Origin of the sequence: Pseudomonas sp., from assembly GCF_033723075.1 — a bacterium.
Classification (GTDB): Bacteria; Pseudomonadota; Gammaproteobacteria; order Pseudomonadales; family Pseudomonadaceae; genus Aquipseudomonas.
The window spans coordinates 36,383-49,834 of the sequence record NZ_JAWVXU010000025.1 but is presented as its reverse complement, the minus strand read 5'-3'; the positions used below and the strand labels follow the sequence as shown (position 1 = coordinate 49,834).

11 protein-coding genes are annotated in these 13,452 nt (G+C 65.9%); 3 read left to right on the top strand and 8 right to left on the bottom strand.

What is annotated here, in order from left to right; all coding sequences use genetic code 11:
• On the top strand, positions 1-820 hold an 820-nt coding region (locus tag R3355_RS21620), incomplete at its 5' end, for an acetyl-CoA C-acyltransferase (protein ID WP_318963134.1).
• 355 nt (positions 821-1,175) lie between these two features.
• Here the strand turns inward: R3355_RS21620 and R3355_RS21615 are convergent.
• From R3355_RS21615 to R3355_RS21580, 8 genes are all read right to left on the bottom strand, one after another.
• Complete coding sequence (locus R3355_RS21615) at positions 1,176-2,084, bottom strand: hydroxymethylglutaryl-CoA lyase (RefSeq protein ID WP_318963133.1); 909 nt, start codon at positions 2,082-2,084, stop codon at positions 1,176-1,178.
• Between the two features lie 90 nt (positions 2,085-2,174).
• Complete coding sequence (locus tag R3355_RS21610; protein ID WP_318963132.1) at positions 2,175-4,151, bottom strand: acetyl/propionyl/methylcrotonyl-CoA carboxylase subunit alpha; 1,977 nt, start codon at positions 4,149-4,151, stop codon at positions 2,175-2,177.
• Positions 4,152-4,236: 85 nt separating this feature from the next.
• Positions 4,237-5,034: a gamma-carboxygeranoyl-CoA hydratase gene (locus R3355_RS21605; RefSeq protein WP_318963131.1), complete on the bottom strand. Its 798-nt coding sequence runs from the start codon at positions 5,032-5,034 to the stop codon at positions 4,237-4,239.
• 78 nt (positions 5,035-5,112) lie between these two features.
• Positions 5,113-6,720, bottom strand: a complete 1,608-nt coding sequence (locus tag R3355_RS21600; protein ID WP_318963130.1) for a carboxyl transferase domain-containing protein — start codon at positions 6,718-6,720, stop codon at positions 5,113-5,115.
• A gap of 104 nt (positions 6,721-6,824) precedes the next feature.
• Positions 6,825-7,988, bottom strand: a complete 1,164-nt coding sequence (locus tag R3355_RS21595; protein ID WP_318963129.1) for an isovaleryl-CoA dehydrogenase — start codon at positions 7,986-7,988, stop codon at positions 6,825-6,827.
• 29 nt (positions 7,989-8,017) lie between these two features.
• A complete protein-coding gene (locus R3355_RS21590; protein ID WP_318963128.1) occupies positions 8,018-8,416 on the bottom strand; it encodes a MerR family DNA-binding transcriptional regulator in 399 nt (132 codons plus the stop codon).
• Between the two features lie 280 nt (positions 8,417-8,696).
• Positions 8,697-9,359 carry a DUF6064 family protein gene (locus R3355_RS21585; protein WP_318963127.1) on the bottom strand — a complete coding sequence of 221 codons (663 nt, stop codon included), beginning with the start codon at positions 9,357-9,359 and terminating at the stop codon, positions 8,697-8,699.
• A gap of 107 nt (positions 9,360-9,466) precedes the next feature.
• Positions 9,467-10,126, bottom strand: coding sequence for a glutathione S-transferase family protein (locus R3355_RS21580; RefSeq protein ID WP_318963126.1), 660 nt, complete (start codon positions 10,124-10,126; stop codon positions 9,467-9,469).
• Positions 10,127-10,503: 377 nt separating this feature from the next.
• Between R3355_RS21580 and R3355_RS21575 the strand changes: the two genes are divergently transcribed.
• Together R3355_RS21575 and R3355_RS21570 are read left to right on the top strand one after the other, a co-directional pair.
• Positions 10,504-12,186, top strand: coding sequence for an AMP-binding protein (locus tag R3355_RS21575; RefSeq protein ID WP_318963125.1), 1,683 nt, complete (start codon positions 10,504-10,506; stop codon positions 12,184-12,186).
• A gap of 66 nt (positions 12,187-12,252) precedes the next feature.
• Complete coding sequence (locus R3355_RS21570) at positions 12,253-13,446, top strand: acetyl-CoA C-acyltransferase (RefSeq protein WP_318963123.1); 1,194 nt, start codon at positions 12,253-12,255, stop codon at positions 13,444-13,446.
• Positions 13,447-13,452: the final 6 nt, after the last annotated feature.

Here is a 13,452-nt window from a genome sequence, read left to right as displayed (position 1 = left end):
GGCCCCCTACGTCATGCCCAAGGCCCGCACCGGCCTGCGCATGGGCCACGCCCAGCTGGTCGACAGCATGATCAGCGACGGCTTGTGGGACGCCTTCAATGACTACCACATGGGCATCACCGCCGAAAACCTGGTCGAGAAGTACGGGATTTCCCGTGAGGCCCAGGATGCCTTCGCCGCCGAGTCGCAGCGCAAGGCCTGCGCCGCCATCGAGGCCGGTCGTTTCAAGGATGAAATCACCCCGATCCTGATTCCCCAGCGCAAGGGCGAGCCGCTCAGCTTCGCCACCGACGAGCAGCCGCGCGCCAGCACCACTGCCGAATCCTTGGCCAAGCTCAAACCGGCGTTCAAGAAAGACGGCAGCGTCACCGCCGGCAATGCCTCCAGCCTCAACGACGGCGCCGCCGCGGTGCTGCTGATGAGCGCGGAAAAAGCCCAGGCCCTCGGTCTGCCGGTGCTGGCGCGTATCGCCGGCTACGCCAACGCCGGCGTCGATCCGGCGATCATGGGCATCGGCCCGGTCTCCGCCACCCAGCGCTGCCTGGCCAAGGCCGGCTGGAGCCTGGAGCAACTGGACCTGATCGAGGCCAACGAAGCCTTCGCCGCCCAGGCCCTGGCCGTCGGCAAGGAACTGCAGTGGGACGCCAGCAAGGTCAACGTCAACGGTGGCGCCATTGCCATCGGCCACCCGATCGGCGGTTCCGGCTGCCGGATTCTGGTGACCCTGCTGCACGAGATGATCAAGCGCGATGCCCACAAGGGCCTGGCCACCCTGTGTATCGGCGGCGGGCAGGGCGTGGCCCTGGCGATCGAACGCTAAGCCTGCGGTGCGCGCAGCGCACCCTACTGAAAACGCCGGCCCCGCAACGATTGCAGGCGCCGGCGTTTTTCTTGGTCATGCCCCCGGCCGAGCAAGCATAGGGCCGGTACTCGTAGGTTGGCGCAGGATAAAAAGGCTAGGTCCCAATTGCCTGTTGTGACAATTCTGTAGGGTGCGCTGTGCGCACCAAGAGCCTCCGGCTGCGCAGGTGCATGCGGCGCACCCTACCCAGACGCGGGCTGCCACCTGATCTCGCAGGCAGGAGCGACTCACGCACCAGCTGATTGGGGCGGAGCCATAAAAAAGGCCGCGCTGCTGTGCCGCGCGGTCAAGGAGGGGAAACGCTCGTTCCTATTCAGCCGGTCGCTCTCTGGAGCAAGGCCCGCGCCACCCGCGAGCCGTTGGGCTTGTCCAGCACCGCGCAGATACGCGCCCCGGCCTGGATCAGCAGATCCATATCGATACCGCTGCCGATGCCCAGGCCGTTGAGCAGATAGAGCACATCCTCGGTCGCGACATTGCCGGTGGCGCCTTTGGCATAGGGGCAGCCGCCGAGGCCGGCGACCGAGCTGTCGAACACGGCGATGCCTTCCAGCAGGCTGGCGTAGATATTGGCCAGGGCCTGGCCGTAGGTGTCGTGGAAATGCCCGGCCAGCTTGTTGCGCGGTACCTTGCTGCCGACTACCTCGATCAAGCGCCGGGTTTCTCCGGCGGTGCCGGCGCCGATGGTGTCGCCGAGGGAGATCTCGTAGCAGCCCATGTGGTAAAGCTCGCGAGCCACATCCGCCACTTGGTCGGGGGCGATGGTGCCCTCGTACGGGCAGCCGAGCACGCAGGACACGTAGCCGCGCACGCGAATGCCCTGCTGCTTGGCGGCGTCCATCAAGGGCAGGAAACGCTCAAGGCTTTCGCCGATCGAGCAGTTGATGTTCTTCTGCGAGAAGGACTCGGAGGCGGCGGCGAATACCGCCACTTCCTTGACTCCGGCCTGCAGTGCCGCTTCGAAGCCCTTGAGGTTGGGGGCCAGGGCGGCGTAGGTGACGCCGGGCAGCTGCTGGACCCGGGCGAAGACCTCGGCGCTGCCGGCCATCTGCGGCACCCACTTGGGCGAGACGAAGCTGCCGACTTCGATATAGCGCAAACCGGCGGCGGACAGGTCATCGACCAGACGTACCTTGTCGGCCACGCCGATCGGCTGTTTTTCGTTCTGCAGGCCGTCGCGCGGGCCGACTTCGACCAGGCGCACCTGTTGAGGCAAATTCATTTGGCGTCTCCTCGGCATTTGGGGGAGCAATGGTGCGCACAGCGCACCCTACGATTGAGTGCGCTGCGCAGAATGTCATGATCGCACCGATCATTGCGCTCGGGCTTCTTCCAGCTCGACCAGCACGGCGCCTTCGCCGACCATCTCGCCTTCGCTGCAATACAGCGCCTTGACCGTGCCGGCATGCGGCGCGCGGATGCTGTGCTCCATCTTCATCGCCTCCAGCACCACCAGGGCGGTGCCGGCCTCGACCTGCTGGCCGGCTTCGACCAGTACGCGGACGATGCTGCCGTTCATCGGTGCGATCAGGCCACCGTGATGACTGTGGCTGGCTTCTACTTCGGCGATCGGGTCGAGCTGGCTGACGGCGTGCAGGTCGCCCTGCCATTCCAGATAGAGGGTGTCGCCCTGGCGGATGGCATGCAGGCGCCGTTGCAGTGCGTCTGGCTGAACCTCGGTGTCTCGCGGGCTGCTGCACAACAGCGTCTCGCCCTGCAGCCGGGCGACGCCGCAGGCGCGCACCTTTTGCGTGACGCCGTCGCAGGCCAAGTGCAGGTCGATTTCAGCCGGCAGGCCGGCGCGCCAGCCACTGGTGGCGGCCCAGGGCGAATGGAAGTCTTCGTGCTTGCGCCGTAGCGGCTCGCTCTGGGCGAAGGCGTCGCCAGCCAGTTGCCAGAACTCGGCGGGCAGCTCGCTTGGCGGCGGCAGCAGCTGCGCTTCGTAGCGCGGGATAAAGCCGGTATCCAGTTCGGCATCGGCGAAGGCCGGGTGGGCCAGCACGCGACGCAGAAACGCCAGGTTGGTCTTGACCCCGCCGATGCAGGTTTCATTGAGCATGGCCAGCAGGCGCAGGCGTGCTTCCTCGCGGTTGTCGCCCCAGGCGATCAGCTTGCCGAGCATCGGGTCATAGAAGGGCGAGACCTCGTCACCTTCGGCTACGCCCGTATCGACGCGGCGACCCGGGCCGGCCGCGGGTTCGCGGTACAGGCTCAAGTGCCCGGTGGACGGCAGGAAGTCGTGCTCCGGGTCTTCGGCATACAGGCGCACTTCGATGGCGTGGCCGATCAAGGGCACCTGCTGCTGGGTCAGCGGCAGCGGCTCGCCACGGGCGACGCGGATCTGCCAGGCGACCAGGTCGAGGCCGGTGATGGCCTCGGTGACCGGGTGCTCGACCTGCAGGCGGGTGTTCATCTCCATGAAGAAGAAGTCGCCGCGCTCATCCAGCAGAAATTCCACGGTACCGGCGCCGACATAGCCGATGGCCTGGGCCGCCTTGACCGCGGCCTCGCCCATGGCGCGCCGCAGTTCCGGGCTGAGGCCCGGTGCCGGCGCCTCTTCGACCACCTTCTGGTGGCGGCGCTGGATCGAGCAGTCGCGCTCGTTGAGGTACAGGCAGTGGCCGTGCTGGTCGGCGAACACCTGGATCTCCACGTGGCGCGGCTTGAGCACGTACTTTTCCACCAGCATGCGCGAATCGCCGAACGAGGACTGTGCCTCGCGCTGGGCGCTGGCCAGGGCCTCGGCCAGCTCGCTTTCGCGTTCGACCACCTTCATGCCCTTGCCGCCACCGCCGGCGGTGGCCTTGAGCAGTACCGGGTAGCCGATGACTTCGGCGGCGGCGCGGAAGGTCTCGATATCCTGGGCGTCGCCGTGGTAACCGGGCACCAGGGGCACGCCGGCGGCCTCCATCAGGGCCTTGGCGGCGGACTTGCTGCCCATGGCGTCGATGGCGCTGGCGGGCGGGCCGAGGAACAGCAGGCCGGCCTGTTCAATGGCGCGGGCGAAACCAGCGTTCTCCGAGAGAAAGCCATAGCCCGGGTGGATGGCCTGGGCACCGCTGGCCTTGGCCGCTGCGATCAGGGCGTCGATACGCAGGTAGCTGTCGGCCGGCTTGGCGCCGCCCAGGTCGATGGCCATGTCCGCCTCGCGCACGTGGCGGGCGTTACGGTCGATGGCACTGTGCACCGCCACGCTCTTGATGCCCATGGCCTTGGCTGTGCGCATGACGCGGCAGGCGATTTCGCCGCGGTTGGCGATCAGCAGGGTGTCGATGTGCGTGAGGCTCATGCTTGTTGCTCCTGCCAGAGGGATTGGCGTTTATCGAGCCAGCTGTCGCACTGGACGGTATGGAGCACTGGATCGCGAGGAGTAGTCATTGTTGCTCCTGCCAGCTGGGTTTGCGTTTATCCAGGAAGGCGCGCAAGCCTTCCTGGCCTTCGGCGCTGACGCGGATACGGGCGATGGCGTTTTCGGTATAACGGCGCAGGGCGGGGGTGAGCACGCCGCTGGCGACTTCCTTGAGCAGGTCCTTGCTCGCCTGCATCGCCTGGGGGCTGTTGAGCAGCAGGTTGGCGATCCAGTCGTTGACTGCGTCGTCCAGCGCATCGGCCGGGTAGCTCTCGGCCAACAGGCCCAGCTCACGGGCGCGCTCGCCGCTGAAGCGTTCGGCGGTCAGGGCATAGCGGCGCGCCGCGCGTTCGCCGATGGCCTGCACGACGAAGGGACTGATTACCGCCGGGGCCAGGCCGATGCGCACCTCCGACAGGCACAGCTGGGCATCAATGGCACCGATGGCCATGTCGCAGCAACTGATCAGGCCCAGCGCACCGCCGAAGGCCGCACCCTGGACCACGGCCAGGGTCGGGATCTTCACTTGGTAGAGGTTGTGCATCAGCTCGGCCAGTTCGCGCGAGTCGGCCAGGTTGGCGTTGTAGTCGAGGGTCGCCGCGTGCTGCATCCAGGCCAGGTCGGCGCCGGCGGAAAAGTGCTTGCCGCGCCCGCGCAGCAGGAGGAAGCGCAGGCTCTTGTCGGCCTGCACCTCATCGAGGGCGAGGATCAGCTCGCGGATCATCTCGGCGTTGAAGGCGTTGTTCTTGTCGGCGCGATTCAGCCAGAGGGTGGCGAAACCGCGGGGGTCTTGTTCCAGTTCGATGGTGCTGAAGTCGGTCATGATCGATTCCGTAGGGTGCGCCGTGCGCACCGATACATTGAACAATGGTGCGCGCGGCCTAGGCGGCCCCGCGCGCCCCTACATGCGGAATACGCCAAAGCTGGTCGGCTCGATCGGCGCGTTGAGGCTGGCGGACAGCGCCAGGCCGAGCACCTCGCGGGTCTGCGCCGGGTCGATGACGCCGTCGTCCCACAGCCGGGCGCTGGAGTAGTAGGGGTGACCCTGGCGCTCGTACTGTTCGAGGATCGGCTGCTTGAGTTTGGCTTCGTCCTCGGCGGAAAAGCGCTGCCCGGCGCGTTCGGCCTGTTCGTGCTTGACCTGGACCAGCACCCCGGCGGCCTGTTCGGCGCCCATCACGCCGATCCGCGCGTTCGGCCACATCCACAGGAAGCGTGGATCGTAGGCGCGGCCGCACATGCCATAGTTGCCGGCGCCGAAGCTGCCGCCGATGATCACGGTGAACTTCGGCACCTTGGCGCAGGCCACCGCGTTGACCAGCTTGGCGCCGTGCTTGGCGATGCCGCCGGCCTCGTACTTCTGGCCGACCATGAAGCCGGTGATGTTCTGCAGGAACAGCAGGGGGATGCCGCGCTGGCAGGCCAGTTCGATGAAATGCGCACCTTTCTGCGCCGATTCGGCGAACAAAATCCCGTTGTTGGCGAGGATCGCCACCGGATAGCCCTGGATATGGGCGAAGCCGCAGACCAGGGTGGCGCCGAACAGCGCCTTGAACTCGTCGAACACCGAGCCGTCGACGGTGCGCGCGATCACCTCGCGTACATCGAAGGGCTGCTTGGCGTCGGCCGGGATCACCCCGTACAGCTCCTCGGCGTCGTACAGCGGGGCGATCGGTGCGCGGTTGTTCAGCACCCCGAGCTTGCGCCAGTTGAGGTTGGCGATGCTGCGCCGGGCCAGGGCCAGGGCGTGTTCGTCGTTGTCGGCGTAGTGGTCGGCGACCCCCGAGGTCTTGCAGTGCACATCGGCGCCACCGAGGTCCTCGGCGCTGACCACCTCGCCGGTGGCGGCCTTCACCAGCGGCGGGCCGGCGAGGAAGATGGTCGCCTGGTTGCGCACCATGATCGCCTCGTCGGCCATCGCTGGCACATAGGCGCCGCCGGCGGTGCAGGAACCCATGACCACGGCGATCTGCGGGATGCCCATGGCGCTCATGTTGGCCTGGTTGAAGAAGATCCGGCCGAAGTGTTCGCGGTCGGGGAATACCTCGTCCTGGCGCGGCAGGTTGGCGCCGCCGGAATCCACCAGGTAGATGCACGGCAGGCGGTTCTGCTGGGCGATGGTCTGGGCGCGCAGGTGCTTCTTCACGGTCAGCGGGTAGTAGCTGCCGCCTTTCACCGTGGCGTCGTTGGCCACGATCATGCACTCGACGCCTTCGACCCGACCGATGCCGGCGATCACCCCGGCGGCGGGTACTTCTTCGCCGTAGACGCCATGGGCCGCCAGTTGGCCGATCTCGAGAAACGGCGAGCCGATATCCAGCAGGCGGTTGATCCGTTCGCGCGGCAGCAGCTTGCCGCGCGAGCAATGCCGGTGCTGGGCATTCTCGCCGCCGCCTTCATGGACGCGGGCGAGCAGGGCGCGCAGGTCATCGACCTGGGCGAGCATGGCCGCGCTGTTGGTGGCGAATTCCGGCGAGCGGCTGTTGATCTGGGTGTGCAGGATGGCCATCAGTGACTCCGATACCGTAATCCGTAGGGTGGATGACGCTTTATCCATCCACCGGCTTTGGTGGAAAACGCTTCGCGGTTTTCCACCCTACGCGGGCAAGCGCCTTATTTGGTCTCGTTGAACAGCTCGCGGCCGATCAGCATGCGTCTAATTTCGCTGGTGCCGGCGCCGATTTCGTAGAGCTTGGCGTCGCGCAGCAAACGGCCGGTGGGGAATTCGTTGATGTAACCGTTGCCGCCGAGGATCTGGATCGCATCCAGGGCCATCTGGGTGGCGCGCTCGGCGCTATACAGAATCACCCCGGCGGCGTCCTTGCGCGTGGTCTCGCCACGGTCGCAGGCCTGGGCCACGGCATACAGGTAGGCGCGGCTGGCGTTGAGCTGGGTGTACATGTCGGCCACCTTGCCCTGAATCAGCTGGAACTCGCCGATGCTCTGGCCGAACTGCTTGCGGTCGTGGATGTAGGGCACGATCACGTCCATGCACGCCTGCATGATCCCGGTCGGGCCGCCGGAGAGCACCACGCGCTCGTAATCCAGGCCACTCATCAGTACCCGCACGCCGCCATTGAGCTGGCCGAGGATGTTCTCTTCCGGCACCTCGACGTCATCGAAGAACAGCTCGCAGGTATTGGAGCCGCGCATGCCGAGCTTGTCGAACTTGCTGCCACGGGAGAAACCCTTCCAGTCGCGCTCGACGATAAAGGCGCTGATGCCGTGCGCGCCCTTATCCAGATCGGTCTTGGCGTAGATCACGTAGGTGTTGGCATCCGGGCCGTTAGTGATCCAGGTCTTGCTGCCGTTGAGCACATAGCGGTCGCCCTTCTTGTCGGCGCGCAGCTTCATCGACACCACATCCGAGCCGGCATTCGGTTCGCTCATGGCCAGGGCGCCGACATGCTCGCCGGACACCAGCTTGGGCAGGTACCTGGCCTTCTGCTCGGCCGTGCCGTTGCGCTTGATCTGGTTGACGCAGAGGTTGGAGTGGGCGCCATAGGAGAGGGCAACCGAGGCCGAACCGCGGCTGATCTCCTCCATGGCGATCACATGGGCCAGGTAGCCGAGGCCGGAACCGCCGTACTCCTCGTCGACGGTGATGCCGAGCAGGCCCATGTCACCGAGTTTGCGCCACATGTCCGCCGGGAACAGATTGTCGCTGTCGATGGCGGCCGCGCGTGGGGCCAGCTCACGAGCGACGAAGGCCTGGGTCTGCTCGCGCAGCATGTCGATGGTTTCGCCGAGGGCGAAGTTGAGGGACGGATAGCTCATGGTTCCACCTGTAATATTTGTTCTGAGGTTTAGGCTGTAATACCTTGTTTCTTATCTGTTTCAGCTAGGGCGTTGAGGCAGCGCTCTTCGGCGGTATCCAGTTCCAGCTGCATCTGCTGAATGTCCAGCAGCTGCTGCTGCAGCTGGTTGCGCCGTTCGGCGATCTTGACCATGAAGGTTTCCAGCTGTTTGCGGTTGCCGTGCACCGGGTCGTACAGCTCGATCAGCTCCTTGCACTCGGCCAGGGAAAAGCCGATGCGCTTGCCGCGCAGAATCAGCTTCAGCGCGACCTTGTCCTTGCCGCTGTAGATGCGCTCCTGGCCGCGTCGCTCGGGGATGAGCATGCCTTGCTCCTCGTAGAAGCGGATGGCGCGGGTGGTGATGTCCAGCTCGCGGGCCAGGTCGGAGATGCTGTAGGTCGCTGCCATGGGCGTTGTCTCGTTGATTTACCTTTACGTTAACGTAAAGCTGAAAGGGCGCGACGTCAACAGGCATTTCGCCAACGCCGCAGAGTTAATCTGATTTATAGCTTTCGATTAAACCCATATTTAATAAGTAGATAGATGAATAATATAAAGTTTTAGGTGAGGAGTGTGCCGGTGATGGCGACGATCTGGCGGTGGTCACGCCCAGCCTGGGAACCGCGCGGGCAACGAAAGTCGAAGGGGATGGGCGCGGTGGGCTGAGGTTCGAGCGCGAGCCGGCCGGTCAAGGCTGAGGTAGTTGTGGCGAATCGCCAGTGGGCGCTGATCGACGCAGCAGCATATACACCCCTAGCGCCGCGACGACGACCAGCCCCAGGTCTTCGTTGACACCCAGCGCAAGCGCCGCGGTCGATCCGATGAGGGCCCATGCCAAGGGTGCCAGCACAACGATCCTGGGCAGGTTGGGGGCCGCCATCAGCAGCAGGCCGAAGGTGAAGAGGGTGGTCGGGCAAGGCAGTCCGAATGTCGGGGACGCCGGGTAGCGATGGCCGATATAGGCGCCTATAGCCGGATAGATCAGCAGGGCGAATACGATCTGGATCAGGCCGGCAACACTGCGGACAGACAGGCCTGGCTGGAACTGCAACGCCCTGCGGATGCCACCCTGCCAGGCGAAGGCCGTGGCGGCGACCAGCGACACTGCGGCAAAGAAAGGGGCCGCGGGATTAATGCTCCAGAAGAATGCCAGGTGGTAAGCCAGCGCCTGCCAGGTCCAGAGCAACGCCAGCCCCCAGGAAACCAGGCGCCCCGCACGCCGAGGAGCCCACAGCACGACTGCGAGCATGGCCATGGCGAGGGCGTTCAGCGCGATCTGCGCGGGCCACAGGGCAAGGTTGTAGGCCGCGAAGACCTCGAAGAATTGCTCTTGGCTGAATGGCAGATTCATTCCCGGATCCCTCGGCAGCGCTCAGCGACTCCAAGGAGCGCCTTCTCCGGCAGGGTATCCGCTTTTGCGCCCCAGCTGCTATTGCCCCACCTTGCTCTGCGGCATGTTCAGTCACGCTCCGGTGCACCGAGCGGGAAGAGCGGGCGGTAGGGCCGCGCCTCGTCCACTGCCCGGGCGAAGGAAGGCCTCGCCAACAGGCGCTGCCGATAGGCATGAACGTTTTCGAATCCCTCGTCTATCCGGTGGCTCCAGTCGGCATAGAACAGTGCAGGTGCGGCCGCGCAGTCGGCGAGACTGAAGGCGTCGCCTGCCGCCCATTTGCGCCCGGCCATCGCCTGATCGAGCCAGCGGTAGGCGGTCTCGAGCATCGTGCGTGCGTCACCGACCCCATGGCGGTCGCGCTGCGCTGCCGGGCGCAGGCTGTCGAAGACGATCTTCTGCTGCGGGGTGGAGACGTAGTTGTCGAAGAAGCGGTCCATGAAGCGCACCTCGAGCGCTGCGCGTGCATCCGCAGGGAGCAAACGCACCGACCCCGGATGCTGGAGGTCCAGGTGTTCGATGATGATGCTCGCCTCGGCCAGTGTACGGCCGTCGTCCACCAGCACCGGAAAGCGCTTGAGCGGCCACAGCGCTTCCAGCTCCGCGACCGCCTGCGGGCTGTCTGGCGCGAGCATGCGCCACTCGAAGGGGGTGGCGTTCTCGTACAGGGCGATCAGAACCTTCTGGCAGTAGGAAGAGAAGGGGTGGGCGTAGAGTTTCATGGTCATCTTCGACTCCTCGATTTTTCGGCCTCTCGGGCCAGGCGGCCCCGGGTCCGTACGTTCTGGTCGTCTGGGCCGGGGCGAAATCGACAATGCGTAGCAACCGAGCAGTCGAGCAGTCGAGCCCGGGCGGGCCCGATCTGCAGCGATTTCGCTTCGCTGCCACTCAGGGCGCGGCGTCGACCCGTAGCGCCTTGTCGCACGTTCGGTCAGGGGCTACCCGGATCGGCACGCTATTCGACCTTCGCGGGACTGGACAGGTAAAAACGCTTGCTTTACGTTAACGTCAACGTAAGTTCGGTTTGCGCCGTCGAGCCTGTCGTGGCGACGCGCAGCCGGCGGCTCGGCGTCTATCCCACTACAAGCACAAGAAGGGAAAGCCCATGCAGCAACTCAGTTATACCTGTGGTCCGCAAGACCAGCCGTTGTTGGCCATGACCATCGGTCAGGCGTTCGATGACACCGTGGCGCGCTTCGCCAGCCGCGAGGCTCTGGTGGTGCGGCATCAGCGGTTGCGTTACAGCTGGAGCGAATTGGCCGAGCAGGTCGACCGCTGCGCGCGCGCCTTGCTGGCGCTGGGCGTGCAGGTTGGCGACCGGGTCGGCATCTGGGCGCCGAACTGCGCCGAGTGGTGCATCACTCAGTTTGCCAGCGCCAAGGTCGGCGCTATCCTGGTCACTATCAACCCGGCCTATCGCGGCAGCGAGCTGGACTACGCCCTGCAGCAGTCCGGCTGCCGCTGGCTGATCTGCGCCGATGGGTTCAAGACCTCCGATTACCACGCCACGCTGGTGCAGCTGTTGCCGGAGTTGGCTGCCAGCCAGCCGGGAGCCCTGCACAGCGCCCGCCTGCCGCAGCTGCACGGGCTGATCAGCCTGGCCGACCGGGCGCCGGCCGGCTTCCTCTGCTGGCATGAGCTGGCGGGTCTCGCCACCGGTGTCGGCGCGGCGCACCTGGCCAAGCGCCAGGCGCTGCTGCAGTTCGACGAGCCGATCAATATCCAGTACACCTCGGGCACTACCGGCTCGCCCAAGGGCGCGACCCTCAGCCACTACAACATTCTCAACAACGGCTTTATGGTCGGCGAGAGCCTTGGCCTGACAGAACACGACCGCCTGGTGATCCCGGTGCCGCTGTACCACTGCTTCGGCATGGTCATGGGCAATCTCGGCTGCCTGACTCACGGCAGCACCATGATCTACCCGGCGCCGAGTTTCGAGGCGGAGGCCACCCTGTTGGCCGTGGCAGAAGAAAAAGCCACGGCGCTGTATGGCGTGCCGACCATGTTCATCGCCGAGCTGGATCACCCTGGGCGCGCCGAGTTCGACCTGTCCAGTCTGCGCACCGGGATCATGGCCGGCGCCACCTGCCCGATCGAGGTGATGAGGCGAGTGATCGACGAGATGCACATGCGCGAGGTGCAGATCGCCTACGGCATGACCGAAACCAGCCCGGTGTCGCTGCAAACAGCCGCCGACGACGACCTGGACATGCGCGTGACCAGCGTCGGGCGCACCCAACCGCAGCTGGAAAGCAAGATCGTCGACGGCGATGGGCGGATCCTGCCGCGCGGCCAGACCGGCGAGCTGTGCACCCGCGGCTACAGCGTGATGCTCGGCTACTGGAACAACCCGCAGGCCACCGCCGAGGCCATCGACCCGGGACGCTGGATGCACAGCGGCGACCTGGCAGTGATGGACGCGCAGGGCTATGTGCGTATCGTCGGCCGGAGCAAGGACATGATCATTCGCGGCGGCGAAAACATCTACCCGCGCGAGATCGAGGAGTTTCTGTTCGGCCATCCGGCGGTGGCGGACGTACAGGTGATCGGCATACCGGATCTCAAGTACGGCGAGGAGATCGCCGTGTGGGTCAAGCTGCACCCTGGCCACGATTGCTGTGCCGATGAGCTGCGTGCGTACTGCAAGGCCAGCATTGCCCACTTCAAGGTGCCGCGCTACGTCAAGTTCGTCGACGAGTTCCCCATGACCGTAACCGGAAAAGTGCAGAAATTTCGCATGCGCGAAGTCATGCTGGCCGAGCTGGACACGACCGCTGCACAGTAGATTATTGAGGGGTGGGCGCTTTGCCGCGACCCGCCCTGACCAGCATCCAGATAAGGAGGAGCTGTTATGACCACGCAACCCGATCCGGTAGTTATCGTCAGCGCCGCGCGCACGCCGATGGGCGCTTTCCTCGGCGACTTCAAGGAGGTCACGGCCGCCGAACTGGGCGCCGCGGCGATCCGCGCGACCCTCGAGCGCGCCAGTCTGGCCAGCGATGCGGTGGACGAGGTGATCATGGGCTGCGTGCTGCAGGCCGGCCAAGGTCAGGCCCCGGCGCGCCAGGCGGCGCTGGGCGCGGGCCTGGCGCAGGGCACGGTGTGCTCGACGGTGAACAAGATGTGCGGCTCGGGGATGAAGGCGGCGATGTTCGGCCATGACCTGCTGCTCGCCGGCAGCGCCAATGTGGTGGTGGCCGGCGGCATGGAGAGCATGTCCAACGCGCCCTACCTGCTGGAGCGGGCGCGCAGCGGCTATCGCATGGGCCATGGGCGGGTGCTCGACCATATGTTCCTCGACGGCCTGGAAGACGCCTACGACAAGGGCCGGCTGATGGGCACTTTTGCCGAGGACTGCGCCCAGGCCTATGGCTTCAGCCGCGAGCAGCAGGACGCCTTTGCCATCGCCTCGCTGAGCCGTGCGCAGCAGGCCATGGCCGAAGGGCGCTTCGCCGCGGAGATCACCGCAGTCGAGGCCCGGCAAGGTCGCGAACTGCGCCGCATCGACAGCGACGAGCAGCCGCCCAAGGCCCGCCCGGAGAAGATCCCGACCCTCAAGCCGGCCTTCCGCGAGGGCGGCAGCGTGACCGCGGCCAATGCCAGTTCGATCTCCGATGGCGCCGCCGCGCTGCTGCTGATGCGCCTGTCCGAGGCGGAGAAACGCGGGCTGACGCCACTGGCGGCGATCCGCGGGCATGCCACCTTCGCCCAGGCGCCGAACCTGTTCGCCACCGCGCCGGTCGGGGCCTTGCAACGCCTGATGGCGCGCAGCGGCTGGGCGCTGAACCAGGTCGACCTGTTCGAGATCAACGAGGCCTTCGCCGTGGTGCCGATGGCGGCCATGCGCGACCTCGACATCCCCCACGACAAGCTCAACGTGCATGGCGGCGCTTGCGCCCTCGGTCACCCGATCGGCGCGTCCGGCGCGCGGCTGTTGGTGACCCTGCTCAGCGCTCTGCAGCAGTACGATCTCAAGCGCGGCGTGGCCTCGCTGTGCATCGGCGGCGGCGAGGCCACGGCCATGGCCATCGAGTTGCTCAACTGAACCGGA